Source organism: Brevundimonas sp. R86498 (assembly GCF_044598075.1).
Lineage (GTDB): Bacteria > Pseudomonadota > Alphaproteobacteria > Caulobacterales > Caulobacteraceae > Brevundimonas.
Genome location: NZ_CP139004.1, coordinates 1,146,355 through 1,166,093 on the forward strand (window position 1 = coordinate 1,146,355; position 19,739 = coordinate 1,166,093).

Below are 19,739 nucleotides of genomic sequence, written 5' to 3' on the forward strand. Positions count from 1 at the left end.
CCGTCTCCGGTTCCAAAAAGATTGGACCAGCGAATCACGCGCCTGACCCCGTGATCCGCCCGTTGGCCAGCCGCAGGCGACGGGCCCCGGACCGGTCGGCGAGGGCCTCGTCATGACTGGCGATCAGGACAGTCGCCCCCAGCCGGTTGAGGGACTGGAACAGTTTCAGCAGCCGCTCGGCCATGGCGCTGTCCACGCTGCCGGTGGGTTCGTCCGCCAGAATCAGGTCGGGTCGGGCCATGACCGCCCGGGCGATGGCGAGCCGCTGCTTCTCGCCTCCGGACAGGGACGTCGGACGGGCCTCGGCCCGGTCCGCCAGACCCACCCAGGCCAGCATCTCGTTCACATCGGCCGCATAGTCGGCGCGTCGGGCCCCGCGAACCCGCAGCGGCAGGGCGGCGTTGTCGAAGACGCTCAGATGATCCAGCAGGCGGAAATCCTGGAACACCACGCCCATGCGGCGGCGCACATCGGGCCGGGCCCTGTGGGAGATGGCGGTCACGTCCTCGCCGAACAGGGCGATCCGGCCCGTCTGCGGCTGGTCGGCGAGGGTCAGAAGCCGCAGCAGCGAGGACTTTCCGGCCCCCGACGGCCCGGTAAGGAAGTGGAAAGAGCCCTGCGGCAAAATGAGGTTAACGTCCCGCAGCACGCCGGGGGATTCGGCATAGCCAAAGCTGACCGCCGCGAGGCGGACGGTTTCGGGCGAAGGCGCAGGTTCGGCGGCGCGGCGGGGCGACAGAGGCATCGAGTGTTTTCGTTAGGTATCGGGGCGCCAGGCGCTCCGACGGGAGGGGGCCGACGGCCTCGCAGTCAGCGACCATGATACTGACCTGCCCGTCCTGCGCCACAAGCTATTTTGCACCCGACGGCGCGATTCCGCCGGCGGGACGCAAGGTGCGCTGCCAGTCCTGCGCCCATGTCTGGCATGCCACGACCGAGGAGCCGCTGGAACTGACCGCCGCCGCGGACGCCGCCCCGGAGCCTGCGGTGGTGTCCGAACCCCCGCCGGTCGCGCCCGAGACCCCGGCCCCCGAGATTCCCAAGGCCTTCCGGGCCCGCGCCGAACAGCAGCGCCGCCTTCGTCGTGCGGCGACCCATGGCGCGGTCTGGGCCGGTCTGGCCAGTATGTTCGTCGGCCTTCTGACGGCCGGCTGGCTGTTCCGGGTCGAGGTGGTGGACCTGTATCCCCGGGCCGCCGCCGCCTATGCCATGATCGGCTCGCCGGTGAATCCGACCGGGCTGGAGTTCGAAGCCCTGACGGCCAAGGCGGTGGCTGACCGGCCCGACATGGTCATGGTGTCCGGGGCGCTCCGCAATGTCCGCGATCGCGAGATCGTGGCGCCTGAGGTCCGGGTGGCCCTGCTGGACGATCACGGGGCCGAGGTCGGCCATGCCCTGATCCGGCTGGACGGAGCCCCCGTCCTGCCCGGCGGGGTGCAGGGGTTCGCCGCCCTGATTCGCGATCCCGGGGCCCATGGCGTCGACGTGGGGGTCAGCTTCGTCCTGGCCGGATCGGCGCCGGAGGCCCATGCCACGCCGGACGGTCACGCGGCCGGGAAGCACGACGGCCCTGCGGCCGGTCACGCCCGGCCGCTGCCGACACCCGATGAACATGGTCTGCGCCCGGCCATGTCCGACGAGGCTCCGGTCAGTCACGGCGAGCCGGTGGACGCCGCGCCGGTGCACGACAGTGGCCCGGCGGAGGCGGCCGGTGGGCACGGGGCTATCGACAGTCATGGGGCCGGGGCGGTATCCGCCTCCCATGGCTGACCTCGCTCCTGCCCCCGTCGTCCTTCTGTCCGAAGCGGAGATCGCGCAGGTCATCGCCGATCTCGCCGCCCGGATCGCGCCCGTCACCGATGATGAGACCGTGGCGGCAGTCTTGCTGACCGGAGGGTTGTGGTTCGCCGCCGACCTGACCCGCGCCCTGTCGCGGATCGGCCGCAACGTGCGCTTCGATGCCCTGTGGCTGGCGTCCTACGGGGACGACAAGGCCAGCCGGGGCCGGATCGATGTCCATGCCCCGTTCCAGCGCTCGCTGCAGGGCCGCCGCGTGCTGCTGCTGGACGATGTGTTCGACACCGGCCTGTCGCTTGCGGAGGCGGCCCGGATCGCCAGGGAGGCGGGGGCGGCCGAGGTGCTGACCTGCGTCTTCGCCCGCAAGCCCTGGCCCCTGCCGCGTGCGCCAGAGCCGGACTTCGTCGGCTGGGAGGCCCCGAACCGGTTCCTGGTCGGATACGGTCTGGATCATGCCGGAGCCCTGCGCGGTCTGCCGGACATCTGCGCGCTGGATTAGACAAGCCCTTCCCCCATTCTTCATGGGGGAAAGCCGTCCGTCTTCGAGCGAAGCGAGAACAGGACGGATGGGGGAACTTGATCTTGTGCCAAGGCAAGCAAGACTTCCCCCATCGGTCCTGGATCGCTGCGCGATCGCCGGACCGCGTTCCCCCGCGAAGGGCGGGGGAAGGGCTTATCGGCCGCTCTCGGCCATGCGGGCGATTTCTCCCAAAGCCGCGCCGATGTCGTCGAGCACCAGACGCGCCGGTAGTCGCAGCGTCTGGATGCCCCGATCCAGCAGCCAGGCATCGCGCCTCTTGTCCTGCTCCGCACGATCCCGGTGCATGTCGCCATCGATCTCGACCGCCAGTTTGATCTCCGGACAAAAGAAGTCGAGCACATAGGGTTCGATCGGGTGCTGGCGACGGAATTTCAAACCGCCCAGCTGGCGGGCGCTGAGCTTGGCCCACAAGAGCCGTTCGGGAAGGGTCGCATCGGCCCGAAGCTCGCGGGCACGGTCGACGATGGTGGCGGGCCGCTCGTCATCCTCAGCCCCCTGTTGAAGCACCCCCAGCACCCCCGCCCCATAGCGGTCGATCTTGGTCTGGCCGACGCCGGAAATGGCGGCCAGCGCGTCCAGCGAGCCCGGTTCGCGCTCGGCGATCTCCAGCAGGGTCTTGTCCTGGAAGATGACATAGGGCGGGACATGCTGTTCGGCGGCGCGGTCGCGGCGCCAGGCGCGCAGGGCCTCGAACCGGGCGCGGACATCGGCGTCCAGCGCCTCGACGGCGGTGTTGCGGTCGTTGCGGGTCCGGCTGCGGGGATTGCCCGACCGGGTCGAGGCGTCGAAGCCGGGCGGGGTGCGGCGCACCTCGACCGGCTGTTCGCCGCGATAGACGGCCCGGACCGCCTCGGGATCGCCCAGACCCACCAGGGGCTTGCCGTCGTTGGGGTCTTCCAGCAGCAGGCCCTCGAACAGCAGATGATCGACGATGTCTCGCCAGCCCGAAGGGGCGATGTCCTTGCCGATCCCCCAGGTCGAGAGGGCCTGTTCCCACGGCTGGACGTCCTTCGTCTTGCCCAGCAGGTGATCAATGACCCGGCCGCGCCCGAAGCGGCCGCCCAGCCGCTGGACGGCGGCCAGGGCCTTCTGGGCCGGGACGGTGGCGTCATAGAGGGCGGGCGGATCGGCGCAGACGTCGCACACGCCGCAGGGGCCGGCATCGGTCTCGCCGAAGTAGCGACGCACCGCCTGGGGACGGCAGACGGCCCCGTCCAGCATGGCGAACAGCTGGCGGGCCTTGCGGGTCTGGACGGTCTTGACCTCCTCGGCCATCGGGCGGCTTTCGAGGCGGCGCAGGGTCCAGGCGATGTCGGAGGGACCGTACAGGGTGATGCCCTCGGCGGGTTCGCCGTCCCGGCCCGCCCGGCCGATCTCCTGCCAGTAGGCCTCCAGACTGCCCGGCGGATCGGCGTGGATGACGAAGCGGACGTCGGCCTTGTCGACCCCCATGCCGAAGGCGATGGTCGCCACCATCACCGCCCCGTCCTCGGCCAGAAACCGGGCGAGGCGGCGGTCGCGCTCGGGCCCGGCCATCCCCGCGTGATAGGCGATGGCATTGGTCCCGGCGGCCTTGAGGGCATCGGCCACCCGTTCGCAGCCGTCCCGGCTGCCGCAATAGACGACGCCCGAGCGGCCCTTTCGCGCCCGGACCAGTTCGATGACATGGGCGTCGGTCTTCGCCCGCGAGGCGCTTTCCTTGCGCACGGCCGACAGCTGCAGATTGGGCCGGGCGAAACTGTCCACGAAGACGGCCGCCCCTTCCAGATGAAGGGAGGCCAGGATGTCGTCGCGGGTGCGGGCATCGGCCGTGGCGGTGACGGCGATGCGGGGGACGCCCGGGAAGAACTCCGACAGTCGGCCGAGGGTGCGGTAGTCGGGGCGGAAATCATGGCCCCACTGGCTGACGCAGTGGGCCTCGTCGATGGCGATCAGGGCCAGCGGCAGGTCGCGCAGCCGGTCCAGCAGGGCCCCGCTGGCGAGGCCTTCGGGCGAGACATAAAGCAGGTCCAGCTCGCCCGCATTGGCGGCGCGCAGCACCTGACTGCGTTCGTCCAGCGACAGTCCGGAATCCAGCCGGGCGGCGGCCACGCCCTGCTGTTTCAGCGCCTCGACCTGATCGGTCATCAGGGCGATCAGGGGCGAGACCACCAGACCCAGACCGGGCCGCAGGATGGCGGGGATCTGATAGCAGACGCTCTTGCCACCGCCGGTGGGCAGGACGGCCAGAACATCGCGCCCGGCCATGATCTCGGCAACGACCGAGGCCTGAAGACCGCGAAAGTCGGTGTGACCCCAGACGCGCTCCAGCGTATCGCGCGCGGCGTCGAGGCCGGGCGGGGAGGGAGGTGAGTCGGCGCGCATCGCCGGTTTGTGCCCTATTCGTTCCGGGGTGTCATCTGTCGGGAGTATCGTCTCCTTCTCCCCTTGCGGGAGAAGGTGGCCGAGCGCAGCGAGGTCGGATGAGGGGTGACTCCCGGCGTTTGATGGTCGGGTTCGCCGATGCGCTCACCGGCTGAAGTGCGAGTCACCCCTCACCCGACCGCGCCAGAACGACGGCTGCGCCGCCGTGCGCGGCCTCCCTCTCGAACAGGGGGAGAGGGAGCGTCAGTCCCGCAGCAGTTCGTTCACCGCCGTCTTCGCCCGCGTCTGGGCATCTACGCGCTTGACGATGACGGCGCAGGACAGGGAGGGCCCTCCGTTCGGGTCGGGCAGGCTCCCCGGAACGACGACGCTGTACGCCGGCACCTCGCCCCGGATCACCTCGCCAGTGGCGCGGTCGACGATCTTCGTCGAGGCCGACAGGAAGACGCCCATCGACAGGACCGCGCCCTCGCGCACGATCACCCCCTCGACCACCTCGGAACGGGCCCCGATGAAACAGCCGTCCTCGATGATGGTGGGATTGGCCTGCAGCGGTTCCAGCACGCCGCCAATGCCGACGCCGCCGGACAGATGCACATTCTTCCCGATCTGGGCGCAGGAGCCGACCGTGGCCCAGCCGTCGACCATGGATCCCTCGTCGACATAGGCCCCGATGTTCACGAACGAGGGCATCAGCACGACGTTGCGGCCGATGAAGGCCCCCTGACGCACGATCGAGCCGGGGACGGCGCGAAAGCCGGCCTGTTTGAAGTCGTTGCCGGTCCAGTCCGCGAACTTGTTGGGCACCTTGTCGTACCAGGGGCCGACACCGGGGCCGGGCGAGGACAGGCCCCGGTCGCCGGCCCGCATGATCTCGTTGTCGTTCAGCCGGAAGGACAGCAACACGGCCTTCTTGAGCCACTGGTGGGTGGTCCAGACGCCGTCCTCACCGCGCGAAGCGACCCGGGCCTGACCGGAATCGAGCAGGGCCAGCGCCGTCTCGACGGCGCGGCGCATCTCGCCGTGGGTGGCAGGCGACAGTTCGGCGCGCGCCTCCCAGGCGGCCTCGATCACGGCTTCCAGTTCGGCGCGGTCGGTCATGCGGCATCCTTCATCGCATAGGGTTGCAGGAAATCGAGCAGGTCGGGGGCGCGGGCATCGACCCAGTCGCCGATCTCATGGCCATGACCGTCGCCGATCAGGACGGTCGTCATCCCCAGCGCCCCGGCCGGGGCCAGGTTGCGGGGTGTGTCCTCGAAGAAGACCGCGCGGTGCGGATCGACCTCGAACCGGTCGAGGAAGCGGCGATAGGTCGAGGGGGCGGGCTTGGGCGTCAGGTCCATGTCCTCGATGGCGAAGACACCGTCGAAACGGGCCGTGATCCCGATCCGGTCCAGCACGCGGGCGGCGTGGAAGCGGGCCCCGTTGGTCAGGACGTATTTGCGGCCCGGCAGGCCCGCCAGCACGGCGTCGAGGCGGGGATTGGGCTCCAGACTGTCCAGCGGAACGTCATGCACCTCGCGCAGGAAGCGCTCCGGATCGATGGAGTAGTTGGCCATCAGCCCGGCCAGGGTGGTGCCGTGCTCGTTCAGGAACTGTTTCTGCAGCACCTTCGCCTCCTCGGACGGGAGGCCGACGGCATCCACCATGAAGGCGTTGATCCGCCCCTGGACGAGGCTCATGACGCCCTGCTCGCGGGGATACAGGGTGTCGTCCAGATCGAAGACCCAGGCGTCGATGTGCGCGAGGTCCAGCGTCACGCCTTCACCAGGGTGCCCGCACCGTATTCGGTGAACAGCTCGACCAGCATGGCGTGGGGCCGCCGGCCGTCGAGGATGACCACGGCCTCGACGCCCGCGCGGACAGCGGCCATGGCCGTCTCCAGCTTGGGGATCATGCCGCCGGAAGCCGTGCCGTCATCGATCAGGCCCTGCGCCTCTGCCACTGTCATCTGGCGGATGATGTCGCCGTCCTTGTTGAGCACGCCCTTGACGTCGGTCAGCAGCAGCATCCGCTTGGCGTGCAGCGAACTGGCCAGCGCCCCGGCCACCGTGTCGGCGTTGACGTTGTAGGTCTGGCCGTCCTCGGCCACCCCGATCGGGGCGATGACGGGCACCCAGTCCTCGGTCTCGGACGCGATCAGCCCGGCGATCAGCTTGGGGTCGACCTTCGTCGGCTCGCCCACGAAGCCGAGGTCGACCTCATGCTCGATCAGGCTGTCGGGGTCGCGCTTGGTGCGTGTGGTCTTTTCGACGGTCAGCAGGCCCGCGTCCTTGCCGGACAGGCCGACGCCCCGGACATCGGCCTCGCGGCCGGCGACGGTGATCCAGTGGGCGATCTCCTTGTTGACCGCGCCGGACAGGACCATCTCGGCCACCGCCATGGTGTCGCGATCGGTGACCCTGAGGCCGTCGACGAAGGCCGATTTGACGCCCGCCTTGTCCAGCATGGCACTGATCTGGGGCCCGCCACCGTGGACCACGACGGGGTTCACCCCCATCAGCTTCAGCAGCACCACATCGGCGGCGAACTGTTTGGCCACGGCCACTTCGCCCATGGCATGGCCGCCGTATTTGATGACCACGGTCTCGCGGTCATAGACCTGGATATAGGGCAGGGCCTCGGCCAGCGTCTTCGCCGTGGCCCAGCCCCGTTCTTCGGATTGCCGTTCACTCTCGTCCATGGGCCGCTCCCTAGCGGCAGCGTAGGTCTGTGTCACCCTGCCGGTGTGGGGCCGGAACCTGCGCCATTCCGGTTTCGGCCCTGTGTCGAAGTCGCTATTGAGAAGCGATGATCCTCTATCCGGTTATTCTGTGCGGCGGCGGCGGGACCCGTCTGTGGCCCGCCTCGCGGCCCTCGCGGCCCAAGCAGTTCCTGCCCATGTCCGGCAACCGGTCGCTGTTTCAGGATGCGGTGGTGAGGACCGCGCCGCTGGCCGGGGTGGACGGCAAGGTCGTGGTGGTCGGCGGTGTCGCGCACCGGGGCTGGATCCTGGATCAGCTGGCGGAACTGGGCGTCGAGGCCGAGGTGCTGCTGGAGCCCGAGGCGCGGGACTCGGCCCCCGCCATGGCCGCGGCCGCCGCCTGGATCCAGCGGGACAATCCGCAGGGCGTGGCCGCCTTCGTCGCCTCGGATCATCATATTCCCGATCATGAGGCCTTTCGCGACGCGGTCCGGGAGGCTGCGGGCGCGGCGGAGGCCGGGCGGATCGTGACCCTCGGCGTCCGGCCGGACGCGCCCTCGGCCGCCTACGGCTATATCCGCCCCGCCGGCCCCGGACTGTCGGCCGTGGAGGCCTTCGTCGAGAAGCCGGATGCGGCCACGGCGAGCGACTACATCGCCCGGGGCTATCTGTGGAACAGCGGCAATTTCATGGTCTTGGCCGGTCTGTTGCTGGAGCAGCTGGCGACCTATGCCCCGGGTGTGGAGGCCGCGGCCCGGGCCTGCCTGCCTGCGCGCGACAGCGGCCGGGTCCAGGTCCTGGGGCCGGGCTTCAGTGCCGCCCCGAAGATCTCGATCGACTATGCGGTGATGGAGCGGACGTCGCTGGCCAGTGTGCTGGCGGTGGATTTCGTCTGGTCGGACATGGGAGCTTGGGACGCCATCGCCGCCTCGGGCGAGGGCGATGTCGGGACCCATATCTTCGAGGATGCCGACGGCTGTGTTGTAAGGGCCCCGGACGGGGTTCTGGTGGCGGTGCTGGGGGTGCGGAACCTCGCCATCGTGGTCGAGCGCGATGCGGTTCTGGTCGCCGATCTGGGCCGGTCGCAGGACGTGAAGCGGGTGGTGGAGCGGGTCCGTGGCGCGTCGCCGGCGCATCTGGATTTCAACCCGGTGCCGCCGGAAAGGCTGGGCGAGGGTGCGCGGCGGCTGGCGGACTGGTTGCGGCTGCGGGCCCTGCCGCTGTGGGCCACGGTGGGGCTGCAGGGGGAACAGGGCTTTGCCGAGGCCCTGGGCCTGGATAGTCGGGCGCTGGGCGGGTCCAGCCGGTCGCTGGTCCAGGCGCGCCAGACCTATGTCTATGCCCAGGCGGCGCAGCGAGGCTGGGCCGGGCCGTGGTCCGGGGCGGTCGAGAGCGGTCTGGCGGCGCTGGAGACCCGCTTCCGCCGCCCGGACGGCGAGGTACGGGCCTCGGTGGCGCTGGACGGCACACCGCTCGACGAGACCACGCGCCTTTACGATCAGGCGTTCGTGCTTCTGGCCTTGGCGACCACCCGGGCGGCGCGTCCCGGAGATTCTGACCTCGAGACGGCGGCCATCGCCCTGCGCGACCGGATTCTCTCGGGGGCCCTGCCCAACGGCGGGTTCCGCGAGGCCGGGGCCCGACCCTGGCAGGCCAATGCCCAGATGCATCTGCTGGAGGCCGCCATGGCCTGGGAAGGGCTGTCGCGGGACCCGGTCTGGGCGCAGCTGTCGGACCGGATCGTCGACCTGGCCCTGACCCGCTTCATCGACCGGGACAGCGGCATGCTGCGCGAGTTCTTCGATGCCGACTGGAACCCGGCGGCCGGTGAGGACGGCCGGCTGGTCGAGCCGGGGCACCAGTTCGAATGGGCCTGGCTGCTGACCCGTCATGCCCGGGCGCGGGGGCGTGCCGACGTGGCGACCGCCGCACGCCGGCTCTACGCCGTGGGTCGGGCCGGGGTGGCCGAGCGCAGCGGGGTGGCCCAGGACGCCCTGAACGATGACGGATCGGTGCGCAGCGCCCGGGCGCGGCTGTGGCCCCAGACCGAGTGGCTGAAGGCCGCGCTGCTGCTGGCCCGGGAGTCGCGGGACGGGGAACGGGCGGCCCTGCTGGAGGACGCGGCAGCGGCGCTCCGGGCGTTGTGGCTGTATCTGACGCCGGACGGGCTGTGGCGCGACAAGCGGCTGCCGGATGGCGGCTTCGTCGACGAGGCGGCCCCGGCCAGTTCCTTTTACCACATCATGGCGGCGTTCGATCAGCTGGCGGCCCTGTCCGGAGAGCCGGGGTTCGAGGCCCTGTCCGGGCTGGATCTGGGTTGAATGTACGCCAGGGTGCAAACCTCGCGAGAAGTTGAAGGCGGGCTTCCGGTTGTTAAGGCTTTGCGGGTCCTGATCCGCTAGACAGCGGATGGGGGGCGGTGCGCAGGTGGGTGATGCCATGGGGGACGGGCTGAACGGATCAGGGCGCGGGGAGCCCACGCCGGCCTTCGGCGCGGTCGGGGGCTATGTGCCTTGCGGCTGCTGCGGCGGATTTCACGCCGTCTATGAGACCGGCGGGGAGGCCCCTTTTGCGGCCCTGAATGCCGATGACCGGGGCGGGACCGGCCCCAACACCAAGGACAGTTTCACCACCGACGAGGCCGCAGCGCAGCTGGGACGGAACAATGCCAGCTGGGGGCCGGGGCTCGGCCAGGCCGCCTCGGTCACCTTCGCCTTCCGCTCGGTCGCGCCCGATACCCTGCCCGACGACACCTCCGGCTTCGAACGGTTCACCGACCTGCAGATCGGGGTGACCCTGCAGGCGCTGCAGGCGTGGTCCGATGTGGCGAACCTGACCTTCACCCGGGTGAATGACGGCGACGGATACTCGAACAACGCCACCCTGCTGTTTTCCAACTACAGTTCGGGCCAGACCGGCTCGGCCGCCTTCGCCTATCTGCCGGGCAGCGCCGGGGTGGCGTCCAATGCCGGGGATGTCTGGATCAACAGCGAGCTGGGCTACAATGCCAATCCGGTGCTTCTCGGCTACGGCTTTCAGGTCCTGACCCATGAGATCGGCCATGCGCTCGGCCTTTCACACCCGGCGTCCTACAATGCCGACGAAGGGGTCTCGATCACCTACTCAGCGGACGCCGGCTACTATGAGGACAGCCGCCAGTACACGCTGATGTCCTACTTCAGTGAGTTCGAACACGGGCGGGAACTTCAACTCCGCCTCCGGTGGCCGGCAATATGCGGCCGCGCCGATGCTGGATGATATCGCGGCGGTGCAGCGCCTCTACGGGGCCAACACGGCGACGCGGACCGGCGACACGATCTATGGCTTCAACGCGACGGCCGACCGGGCCTGGTATGCGTCCACCAGCGCGTCGATGGATGTGATCTTCGCGGTCTGGGATGCCGGTGGCACCGACACCCTCGACTTCTCCGGCTATGGCGATGCCCAGCGGATCGATCTGCGACAGGGTGCCTTCTCGAACGTCGGTGGACTGGTCGGAAACGTTGCGATCGCGATCGAGGCCGTGATCGAGAACGCCATCGGCGGGGCGGGCTCCGACCTGCTGAATGGCAACAGTGGTGCCAACCGCCTGACCGGGGGGGGCGGTGCCGACACGATCGACGGTGGCCTTGGCCTGGACACGGCGGTCTTCTCAGGCGCGCGGGCGTCCTACACGATCACGGCAGGGCTCTCGGCCTATACGGTGACCGGACCGGACGGGGTGACCGACACCGTCCAGAACGTCGAGTTCCTTCAGTTTTCCGATCAGATCCTGTCGCTGGCCCCGACGGCCCGCACCGTCGTCAGCGGGGACCGGCTGGACAACCTCATGGTCGTCAGCGGTCAAAGGTCTGCGACCTTCCATGGTCAGGGTGGCAACGACACCCTGACCGGCGGCGAATTGGGCGACTATCTTGATGGCGGACGGGGCGATGACCGAATCTCCGGCGGGGCGGGAGACGATGCCCTCATCGGCGGGCCCGGGAACGATGTGATCGACGGCGGTGCGGGGGTGGACTGGTTTCACCTGCAGGCCGAGTTCGGCGGCCCGCCGTTCGGTCTGGGATCGACCGTCAATCTCGCCACGGGGGTGATGTCGGGGGCCATGGGCGGCGGCTCGATCGTCGGGGTGGAGAACCTCAACGGGTCTCCCTACGCCGATGTCCTGACCGGGGATGCAGGGGCGAACCACATCATCGGTGCCGGTGGCGCCGACACGATCCTGGGGGGTGCCGGCAACGACATCCTGTCGGCCGGCCCCCCCGAGCTGGGCGGCGGCGCTCCCGACGTTCTGAAAGGACGGGACACAGCCAACGGATCCACCGCCGTCGCGTTGAATCTGGATGGTGCGTTCGACGTCGTCCCCCGGGCCGACATGGACGTGGTGCCCAGCGCCACCGTCCAGGGCGTGACGCACGGCGGCTACGAGTTCTATGCCTTCACCGCGACGGCCGGGGCGCAGATCGTTCTGGATATCGACGGCGCGGCGTTTGATTCCACGCTTCGTCTGCTGGGGCCGGACGGGGCCGAACTGGCGATCAACGATGACAGCAATCCGGACGGCGGGGAACGCACGGACTCCCGGATCACGTTCACGGCCAAGGTTGCAGGGCTCTATTATGTCGAGGTCGGGGCCTGGGCCAGCGGGTCCGGCGACACCCTCGAGACCGCGGCCCCACCGGCGGGGCAGACCTACACCCTCCACGTCGGTGTCTCGTCGCACGCGGTCGTCCCCGCCACCGAACTGGGGTCAAGCATCGACGGCGGCGCAGGCGATGACCGGATTACCACGGGTGCCGGGCGGGACATCCTGTTCGGCGGCGACGGACAGGATCTGATCTCGTCGTTCGACGGCAACGACAATCTTCAGGGCAACAAGGGCAACGACACGCTCTACGCCGGCAGTGGCGCAGACTTCGTGTTCGGCGGCCAGAACGACGACCTGATGCGGGGAGAGCTGGGCGACGACTGGATGAACGGCAATCTGGGCGCGGACACGATGTTCGGCGATGAGGGTGCCGACACAATGTTCGGCGGCCAGGCCAATGACCAGATGGACGGGGGATCTGGCAATGACCGTCTGGTGGGAGATCTGGGCGATGACACTCTGTCCGGAGGGTCGGGCGACGATACTCTCGAGGGCATGGCGGGTGCCGACCGGCTGAACGGGGATGCCGGGGCGGACGTGATCGTGGGCGGCGCAGGTGATGACACGCTGAACGGAGGGGAGGGTGCCGATGTGCTGACCGGATCCGACGGCCGGGACCTGTTCCTGTTTGACTCCGGCGTGGGGCCGCTGGGCGAGGTGTTCGCTGGTGACACCGTCATTGATTTTTCGGATGGGGACCGGCTGTCTGTTACAGGCCTGACCTTCAACGGGCTCGTCCCGGGCGGGACCGCTTCCAGCTACGGACTTGCGCTGCAGGCGGCGAACAACCTGCTTGCCGGATCATCCGCCACGGCGGTGGCGGTGGGCGTCGGGGCCGATGTCTATGTGTTTTTCGATGGTGCCGACGCGGACCGAAGTGCCGACCTGTCTGTCCGCCTGGTCGATGTCTCTCCGTCCGGGCTGACGGACGCAGATTTCATCTAGTCGCGAGGCCCCGGAGCCTCGATCTGCACATAGGTGCAGCCGATGGCCAGCAGACACTGGAGGAAGAACGCTGCCGTGAAGGAGCCGCGGCTCATCTTGTTGCGGATGTTGGCCTCGGTCTCGTTGACGCCGTTGGCAGCCAGCAGCCGGACAAGATCGGCGTAGGTCAGGTCACGCCGCTTGAGCTCGCTCTTGAGAATCAGTTTGGGTTCCGTCCGGCGCGACCGGGGATGCAGGGGCAGACGGGTCGGAGCGGGCGTCTCGTTTGTCATCGGATACGATACTATCACCATTGACATCGATACGCACCTAGATCATTCGTCGGGCCCAGACGCAAGCTGGAGTGGCGCGGGTCGTGACGCTGCTCCTTTGGCCGGCCCCTCCAGCGGTCCCGCCGCAGACCAGAACCGGACGTGCCGATGCAGCCTTCCAGAACCAGGCGTCCTGCCGACACCCTGCTGACCACGGCGCTGCGGGCCGGGGCCACGCCGATCATGGTCGCCGCCGGGTTCAGCCTGGTCACCAACCTTCTGTATCTCGCGCTGCCGATCTTCACCAACCAGGTTTATGGCCGGGTGCTGACGAGCGAGAGCGTGCCGACCCTCATCGTGCTCGCGACGGGGACCATCTTCGTCTTCGCGGTCTCCGGTGTCATCGACGTGTATCGCACCCGCGTCATGTCCGATTTCGGCGTCGTGCTGGACCGGCGGGTGTCGAGCCATGTCTTTTCCGCCCTTTTCGACGGCGTGACCCGGCGTGAACCGGCCGCCGGGGCCCAGGCCCTGCGGGATCTGGACCTGTTCCGGCAGACGATCACGGGGGCGGGTCTGTCGGTGCTGTTCGACCTGCCTTGGGCTCCGATCTATATGGCCGTGCTGTTCTTCATCGATCCGCTGATCGGGCTGGTGACCCTGTTCGGCGCGGCCGTACTGTGCGTGCTGGCCCTGATCCAGGCGCGGATGAGCCGGCCGCCGCTGAAGGCGGCGAACGATGCAGCCCTGCGCAGCTATGGCTTTACCGAGGCCGGTCTGCGCAACAGCGAGGTCGTGCGGGCCATGGGCATGCTGCCGGATATCGGCCTCCGGTGGAGCCGCGACCGCGCCGAGTGCCTGTCGCAGGGCTCGCTGGCCGGCCGCCATGCCGAGGTGTGGGGCAGCGCGATCCGGTTCGTGCGGATGCTGGTCCAGATCCTGATCATCGCCATCGGGGCGTGGCTGATCATTCGCGGGGATATCGGCGTGGCGATGCTGTTCGCCAACATGATCCTGTCCTCGCGGGCGCTGGCTCCGATCGAGCGGGGTGTCGCATCCTGGAGCAGCCTGGTTTCGGCGGGACAGGCGTTCGAGCGACTGAATATCCTGCTGGCGGACTACAGCCCGGTCGGGCCGCAAACTGCCCTGCCGCGGCCAAAGGGACAGCTGTCGGTCGAGGGCGTCAATTTCGCGGCCCCCGGAGGCGAGCGAATGCTGCTTACGGCCCTGTCCTTCCAGCTGCCGGCCGGTCAGTTCCTCGGAGTCATCGGTCCGTCCGGTGCCGGCAAGTCGACCCTGGCGCGGCTGCTGGTCGGGGTGTGGAAACCTCTCAGCGGAGCCATCCGCCTGGACGGGGCCGATGTGTTCTCGTGGCCGCGCGAGGATTTCGGCCGCCACATCGGCTATCTGCCCCAGGATACCGAACTGTTCTCCGGGACTGTCCGGAACAATATCGCCCGCTTCCTGCCGGACGTCACCGACGACGAGGTCATCGCCGCGGCCCATGCGGCGGGGGCGCATGAGCTGATCGTGCGGCTGCCGAAGGGCTATGACACCGAGATCGGCACGGGCGGAGCCGGGGTCGTGGTGCTGTCCGCCGGGCAGCGTCAGAGGATCGGCCTTGCGCGCGCGCTGCTGCGCGAGCCGGCCATGATCGTGCTGGATGAGCCGAACGCCAATCTTGACTCGATGGGGGAGGTCGCCCTCCTCGCCTCGCTGGAAGCGATGAAGTCGCGAGGGGCCTCGATCGTGGTGGTTTCGCACAAGCCCAGCATGCTGGCCGCGGCGGACCGGTTGCTGGTGCTCAAGGAGGGCCGGGTCGATCTGTACGGCCCCCGTGACCTTGTGCTGGAGAAGCTGAACGGTCCCAAGGCGGCGGTTGTCGCCCCGCCCCGCGCCAAGAGCCTGGAGGCCAGGGCATGAAGCTTGGAAAACTCGATCTGGACCGCTGGATCGGCGGCCGGACGGCCGTGACGCCGCCGGCCTTCGGCACCGCCGACGAGGGACCCCTGTCCACCGGCGAGACGGAGCGGATGCGCCGCCCGATGATCGCGGGAGCCGTGGTGATCCTGGTCTGCATCCTCGGCCTGGGCATCTGGGCCTCGGTGGCCCCGATCAACAGCGCCGTGGTGGCGCCCGGGGTGATCCGCGTGGAGAGCAATCGCCAGACCCTGAAGAGCCGCGAGGGCGGGATCGTCCGGGCCATCCATGTGCGCGATGGCGACGCCGTCCAGGCGAACCAGGTGCTGATGCGCTTCGACGACACGGTCGCGAAGGCCCAGGTCGAGGTGCTGACCAACCAGTATGACAGCCTGCTGATGCAGCAGGCGCGCTTCGCCGCCGAGGTCAACCGCCAGCGCACCCTGGTGGTGCCCCCCGCCCTGTCGGCCCGCAGCGGCGAGGCCAATGTGGCCGATGTGATCCGCAACGAGACCCTGGTCTTCAGCTCCCGGCTCGCGGCGGTCGAGGGCCAGGCCGCGATCCTCAACCAGCGCCTCGAGCAGTTGCAGAGCGCCCGGGGCGGGCTGAGCATCCAGGTCCAGTCGATCGACGACCAGGTCGCCCTGATCCGGCAGGAGCTGGACGGCTACAAGCAACTGTATGAACAGGGCTATGCCTCGCGCAATCTGATCCTGCGCTATGAGCGCGAGCTGGCCGGGATCGCCGGGCGGCGCGGGTCGCTGGCGGCCGACATCCAGCGCAATGCCCAGCAGGCCGGCGAGACGCGCCTGCAGCTGTCGCAGCTGTACGAGCAGCGGGCCACCGAGGCCGCCACGGGGCTGCGCGATGCCGAGGCGCGTCTCGCCGATGTCGGCCCCCGGCTGGATTCGGCGCGCCAGACCCTGGCCCAGACCGAGATCCGCGCCCCCACGGCCGGCTATGTGCTGAACCTGACCCAGTTCACGGTCGGCGGGGTGGCGGGATCGGGCGAGCCCCTGATGGACGTGGTGCCCAGCAATACGCCTCTGGTGGTCACCGCCCGGATCCGGCCGGCCGACATCGACGAGGTCACGGCGGGCATGAGCGCGGAGGTGCAGCTTCTGGCCTTCAACGCCCGCCGCGTGCCCAAGCTGCGGGCCGAGGTCATCACGGTGTCGGCCGACGCCCTGAGCGACCCCGAGTCGGGAACGACCTATTTCAGCGCCGACCTGCGTATCCTGCCGGAGGAGCTGCGCAGGCTGCCGCCCGGCATCGGCATGACGCCGGGCATGCAGACCACGACCATGATCCAGACGGGCAGCCGCACCATCATGTCCTACCTGCTGTCACCGGTCGGCGAGGTCATGGACAGCGCCCTGCGTGAGCAATAGCGGGACGGTGGTGCCGGGCGCGACCGTGCAGGATCCCGAGCGGGTCGGTTTTCTGGTGGCCGGGGTCCAGAAGGCCGGCACCACGGCCCTGTTCGACCACCTGATCCAGCACCCCGACCTGGTCATGGCCCCGGTCAAGGAGGTGCATTACTTCGACGACGAATCGGTCGACTGGGACAGGCCGGACCATGCCGCCTATCACGCAGCGTTTCCGGACGGGGCGGCGGGGCTTCGGGGAGAGGCGACCCCGATCTATATCTACTGGCCCCGGGCGCTGGAGCGGATCGCGGCCTACAACCCGGCCATGCGCCTGATCCTGCTGTTCCGGGACCCGGTCGAGCGGGCCTGGTCGCAGTGGAAGATGGAGCGGGGGCGGACCGAGACGGAGCCCTTTTCGTGGTGTATCCGCCAGGGCCGGGCGCGGGTATCCGGGGCCGCGGACGGCTCGGGGGCCCACCGGATCCACAGCTATGTGGAGCGTGGCTTTTACGGGGCGCAGGTCCGGCGCTTGCTGGCCCTTTTCCCCCGTGAGCAGGTATTGTTCCTGGGGTCGGACTCCTTCAGGCGCGACCCTGAGAGGATTTTGGGCAACGTCTGCAATTTTTTGGGCATTCCACCGTTCGGTGAGGTCGAGCCGCTGCAAAGTCATGTCGGGCCGCCCGACGACAAGTTCACAAGAATGAGCGCTGAAGACCGGCTTCTGCTGGAGCAGATCTTCGAGCAGGATCAGAAAGAGTTTGAGTATCTGACGGGCTTAACGCTGAGGCCCTGAGGTTTGCGCCGAGGCTTCTCTTTGTCGGCCGGGCTGCTCTAGTCAGAGTTCTGGCGGCTTCTGCGGCAAGGCTTGGCTCTTCTTGTGTCCGTCATCCTTTAAACGGCAGTGCCGGAACGCGGGGCGGCCGGCGGGCCGGCGGGCTCGGGACCCGGGGGCGGCCAGTCGCCTCGTCCAAACGGGTTGTAATAATCCGAGCCTCGGTTAAAAGCGGTCGAAGGCGGGCTTGCGCTAGACGTTCTCCATCACGGGGGCGGGCGATGGCGGTCCAGTTGCCTGTGACACAAGATGGAGAATCAAGATGGCTAGTTTTAACTTCGAGACCATGACCCAGGCGGATGCCGACGGTTATGACGGCAGCGCCGACACGATCTTCTTCCTGAACGGCACCGCGCGCGACGTTCAGATCATCCAGGTCAACAACCCGGGTGCCACGCCCGACACCACCACGATCGCCTTCGGCGGCAAGATTCTGACCTTCGAAACCGACAACCTGGTCGACGGTGCACCTGAAATCCTGAGCTTCGAGTTCGGCGACGGCAGCCAGGTGTTCATCGGCACCGAAGGTGACGACACCGCCACCGGCACGGGCCAGAACGACTACATCCTCGGCGGCGAAGGTGAAGACACCCTCGGCGGCGGCAACGGTGCCGACAGCATCTCCGGCGGCGACGACGATGACGAGATCAATGGCGGCAACGGCAATGACCAGATCAACGGCAACCAGGGTGCCGACTCGATCGAAGGTGCCAACGGCAACGACTTCCTGTTCGGCGGCCAGGGCGACGACACCATCGGCGGCGGCAACGGTGCTGACTTCGTTCAGGGCAACCTGGGCAGCGACAACATCACCGGTGGTGCCGGCGACGACACCATCCGCGGTGGTCAGGGCGACGACTCCATCCTCGGTGGTGATGATGACGACCTGATCTTCGGCGACCTCGGTGCCGACACCCTGAACGGTGGCGACGGCGACGACACCCTGTACGGCCTGGACGGCAACGACACCCTCGCGGGCGTCACCGGCGACAACGCGCTGTGGGGCGGTGAAGGCAACGACACCATCACGGCCGACGACGGTGACAACACGGTCATGGGCGAAGGTGGCAACGACACCATCACCCTCGGCAACGGCGACAACCTCGTGAACGGCGGCGCTGGCGTTGACACCATCGACGTCGGCAACGGCGACAACACCGTCAACGGTGACGCGGGCAACGACAACATCGACGTTGGCACCGGTTCCAACCTGGTGAACGGTGGCGACGGCAACGACACGATCGACGTTGACGGCGCGAGCGTTGACGACAACACCCTGAACGGCGACGCCGGCAACGACACCATCAATGGTGGCGATGGCGACGACCTGATCAGCGGCGGAACCGGCAACGACGTGATCACCACGGGCGACGGCGACAACACCGCCAACGGCGACGCCGGCAATGACACCCTCACGGGTGGCACCGGTTCCGACGTGCTCAACGGCGGCGACGGCAATGACACCCTCGTCATCACCGACGGCGAAGACGTGCTGTCCGGTGGTGCCGGTGACGACACCTTCACCTGGAACGCTGGTACCTCGGCTGTCACGGCCGGTACCTTCTCGGGCACCACGATCACTGGCTTCAGCGAGAGCGATGACGTGATCGAGCTGACCACCTTCGCGTCCGGCTCGTTCGACGCCTCCGGCACGACGGCTGCCAACTACGCAGCCGCCCTTGCCCAGGCTGAAGCCTTCTTCACCGCCTCGACCGACACGGTTTACGCCGTCGGAACCGCGGACGGCGTCTATGTGTTCGTCGACACGGACGGCGGCACGGATGCCGAAGACGTGATCTTCCTCGCGGGGATCTCGGTCAGCGACATCGGCAGCGCGAACTTCGCCGAAATCTAAGGCAAGTCGCGACCAACAGATCGGGGCCGCCCTTCGGGGCGGCCCCTTTTTGATTCCGGGACCGGTCATTGCCGGTTCCGCCTCGACCCGGACCGTCGCCGTTGGACCTTGCCCCGGCGACCCCGTGGCGGACCAACCCGGCCCGACCCTCCCGCGGTCACGTCCCCCCGATGAAAAGGCCGCGCCCCGCGACAGCCTGATGCCGGGCCCGCCGTTCCTGCGCAGGCGTTCAACGGCCGCCCTGCTGACCCCGCTCCCGGCCCGACATCACCCTTTCCTGACCGGATGCCCCCGGGCCGATGGCGCGCACCGCCCCGCAGCCGCGCCCGGCCGCCAGGCCCGCGCCCTGCTCGACTGGCGGTTCGCAGTGCCCCACGCGCGTTTCAGGCTCCCGGACGCACGAGCGCACCCGCGGCCACAGCCATGCTGTGGCCGCGCGTCCAGACCGGACATCGTGACCATCAGACTAAAAAGGGAGGAAAGGCCTCGGCACGAACCGCGGTCAGGCGGACCGGGCTCAACTCCGGCTGTGT

15 protein-coding genes and 1 pseudogene are annotated in these 19,739 nt (G+C 68.7%); 9 read left to right on the plus strand and 7 right to left on the minus strand.

Annotation, left to right across the window (positions count from 1 at the left end; translation table 11 throughout):
* Nucleotides 1-34: 34 nt before the first annotated feature.
* A complete protein-coding gene (locus SJY26_RS05740) occupies nucleotides 35-745 on the minus strand; it encodes a cell division ATP-binding protein FtsE (protein WP_396595183.1) in 711 nt (236 codons plus the stop codon).
* A gap of 74 nt (nucleotides 746-819) precedes the next feature.
* Here SJY26_RS05740 and SJY26_RS05745 point away from each other — a divergent pair, with 74 nt between their 5' ends.
* Both SJY26_RS05745 and SJY26_RS05750 read left to right on the plus strand, forming a co-directional pair.
* Nucleotides 820-1,770 carry an MJ0042-type zinc finger domain-containing protein gene (locus SJY26_RS05745; protein WP_396595184.1) on the plus strand — a complete coding sequence of 317 codons (951 nt, stop codon included), beginning with the start codon at nucleotides 820-822 and terminating at the stop codon, nucleotides 1,768-1,770.
* Nucleotides 1,763-2,296, plus strand: a complete 534-nt coding sequence (locus SJY26_RS05750; protein WP_396595185.1) for a phosphoribosyltransferase — start codon at nucleotides 1,763-1,765, stop codon at nucleotides 2,294-2,296. The genes SJY26_RS05745 and SJY26_RS05750 overlap by 8 nt, the downstream gene beginning before the upstream one ends.
* A 174-nt stretch (nucleotides 2,297-2,470) precedes the next feature.
* Here SJY26_RS05750 and SJY26_RS05755 read toward each other — a convergent pair whose 3' ends face one another.
* The 5 genes and pseudogenes from SJY26_RS05755 to argB all read right to left on the minus strand — a co-directional run bounded on the left by SJY26_RS05755 (nucleotide 2,471) and on the right by argB (nucleotide 7,385).
* Nucleotides 2,471-2,854 (minus strand): endonuclease domain-containing protein, encoded by a 384-nt coding sequence (locus tag SJY26_RS05755; RefSeq protein WP_396595711.1) that lies wholly within the window; start codon nucleotides 2,852-2,854, stop codon nucleotides 2,471-2,473.
* Nucleotides 2,834-4,702 (minus strand): annotated as a pseudogene (recQ, locus tag SJY26_RS05760) (DNA helicase RecQ); the annotation flags it as partial. The gene SJY26_RS05755 and the pseudogene recQ, both read right to left, overlap by 21 nt.
* A 243-nt stretch (nucleotides 4,703-4,945) precedes the next feature.
* Nucleotides 4,946-5,803, minus strand: a complete 858-nt coding sequence (dapD, locus tag SJY26_RS05765) for a 2,3,4,5-tetrahydropyridine-2,6-dicarboxylate N-succinyltransferase (RefSeq protein WP_396595186.1) — start codon at nucleotides 5,801-5,803, stop codon at nucleotides 4,946-4,948.
* On the minus strand, nucleotides 5,800-6,462 hold the full coding sequence (locus tag SJY26_RS05770) for a pyrimidine 5'-nucleotidase (protein WP_396595187.1): 663 nt from the start codon (nucleotides 6,460-6,462) through the stop codon (nucleotides 5,800-5,802). The genes dapD and SJY26_RS05770 overlap by 4 nt, the downstream gene beginning before the upstream one ends.
* Entirely contained in the window at nucleotides 6,459-7,385 is a 927-nt protein-coding gene (gene argB / locus SJY26_RS05775; RefSeq protein WP_396595188.1) for an acetylglutamate kinase, read from the minus strand. Before argB ends, SJY26_RS05770 begins: the two co-directional genes overlap by 4 nt.
* Nucleotides 7,386-7,492: 107 nt before the next feature.
* Here argB and SJY26_RS05780 point away from each other — a divergent pair, with 107 nt between their 5' ends.
* From SJY26_RS05780 to SJY26_RS05790, 3 genes are all read left to right on the plus strand, one after another.
* Nucleotides 7,493-9,706 carry an AGE family epimerase/isomerase gene (locus tag SJY26_RS05780; RefSeq protein ID WP_396595189.1) on the plus strand — a complete coding sequence of 738 codons (2,214 nt, stop codon included), beginning with the start codon at nucleotides 7,493-7,495 and terminating at the stop codon, nucleotides 9,704-9,706.
* Between the two features lie 88 nt (nucleotides 9,707-9,794).
* Nucleotides 9,795-10,643 carry a M12 family metallo-peptidase gene (locus SJY26_RS05785; protein WP_396595190.1) on the plus strand — a complete coding sequence of 283 codons (849 nt, stop codon included), beginning with the start codon at nucleotides 9,795-9,797 and terminating at the stop codon, nucleotides 10,641-10,643.
* Complete coding sequence (locus tag SJY26_RS05790) at nucleotides 10,567-12,978, plus strand: M10 family metallopeptidase C-terminal domain-containing protein (protein ID WP_396595191.1); 2,412 nt, start codon at nucleotides 10,567-10,569, stop codon at nucleotides 12,976-12,978. Before SJY26_RS05785 ends, SJY26_RS05790 begins: the two co-directional genes overlap by 77 nt.
* Here the strand turns inward: SJY26_RS05790 and SJY26_RS05795 are convergent.
* Nucleotides 12,975-13,250, minus strand: a complete 276-nt coding sequence (locus tag SJY26_RS05795; RefSeq protein WP_396595192.1) for a DUF6471 domain-containing protein — start codon at nucleotides 13,248-13,250, stop codon at nucleotides 12,975-12,977. The two genes, SJY26_RS05790 and SJY26_RS05795, sit on opposite strands and share 4 nt — an antisense overlap.
* 147 nt (nucleotides 13,251-13,397) lie before the next feature.
* On the opposite strand from SJY26_RS05795, the gene SJY26_RS05800 reads away from it, so the two are divergent.
* The 4 genes from SJY26_RS05800 (at nucleotide 13,398) to SJY26_RS05815 (ending at nucleotide 19,206) form a co-directional block, all read left to right on the plus strand.
* Nucleotides 13,398-15,152 (plus strand): type I secretion system permease/ATPase, encoded by a 1,755-nt coding sequence (locus tag SJY26_RS05800; RefSeq protein WP_396595193.1) that lies wholly within the window; start codon nucleotides 13,398-13,400, stop codon nucleotides 15,150-15,152.
* A complete protein-coding gene (locus SJY26_RS05805) occupies nucleotides 15,149-16,540 on the plus strand; it encodes an HlyD family type I secretion periplasmic adaptor subunit (protein WP_396595194.1) in 1,392 nt (463 codons plus the stop codon). Before SJY26_RS05800 ends, SJY26_RS05805 begins: the two co-directional genes overlap by 4 nt.
* On the plus strand, nucleotides 16,530-17,312 hold the full coding sequence (locus tag SJY26_RS05810) for a sulfotransferase domain-containing protein (RefSeq protein WP_396595195.1): 783 nt from the start codon (nucleotides 16,530-16,532) through the stop codon (nucleotides 17,310-17,312). Before SJY26_RS05805 ends, SJY26_RS05810 begins: the two co-directional genes overlap by 11 nt.
* 325 nt (nucleotides 17,313-17,637) lie before the next feature.
* On the plus strand, nucleotides 17,638-19,206 hold the full coding sequence (locus tag SJY26_RS05815) for a calcium-binding protein (protein ID WP_396595196.1): 1,569 nt from the start codon (nucleotides 17,638-17,640) through the stop codon (nucleotides 19,204-19,206).
* Nucleotides 19,207-19,739: the final 533 nt, after the last annotated feature.

What these genes read in the sequence shown, in the direction of transcription:
- SJY26_RS05780 (WP_396595189.1), top strand. Translation starts at nt 7,493, where the DNA reads ATGATCCTCTATCCGGTTATTCTGTGCGGCGGCGGCGGGACCCGTCTG.
- SJY26_RS05795 (WP_396595192.1), bottom strand. Translation starts at nt 13,250, where the DNA reads ATGACAAACGAGACGCCCGCTCCGACCCGTCTGCCCCTGCATCCCCGG.
- SJY26_RS05745 (WP_396595184.1), top strand. Translation starts at nt 820, where the DNA reads ATGATACTGACCTGCCCGTCCTGCGCCACAAGCTATTTTGCACCCGAC.
- dapD (WP_396595186.1), bottom strand. Translation starts at nt 5,803, where the DNA reads ATGACCGACCGCGCCGAACTGGAAGCCGTGATCGAGGCCGCCTGGGAG.
- SJY26_RS05740 (WP_396595183.1), bottom strand. Translation starts at nt 745, where the DNA reads ATGCCTCTGTCGCCCCGCCGCGCCGCCGAACCTGCGCCTTCGCCCGAA.
- SJY26_RS05785 (WP_396595190.1), top strand. Translation starts at nt 9,795, where the DNA reads ATGGGGGGCGGTGCGCAGGTGGGTGATGCCATGGGGGACGGGCTGAAC.
- SJY26_RS05800 (WP_396595193.1), top strand. Translation starts at nt 13,398, where the DNA reads ATGCAGCCTTCCAGAACCAGGCGTCCTGCCGACACCCTGCTGACCACG.
- SJY26_RS05805 (WP_396595194.1), top strand. Translation starts at nt 15,149, where the DNA reads ATGAAGCTTGGAAAACTCGATCTGGACCGCTGGATCGGCGGCCGGACG.
- SJY26_RS05815 (WP_396595196.1), top strand. Translation starts at nt 17,638, where the DNA reads ATGACCCAGGCGGATGCCGACGGTTATGACGGCAGCGCCGACACGATC.
- argB (WP_396595188.1), bottom strand. Translation starts at nt 7,385, where the DNA reads ATGGACGAGAGTGAACGGCAATCCGAAGAACGGGGCTGGGCCACGGCG.
- SJY26_RS05750 (WP_396595185.1), top strand. Translation starts at nt 1,763, where the DNA reads ATGGCTGACCTCGCTCCTGCCCCCGTCGTCCTTCTGTCCGAAGCGGAG.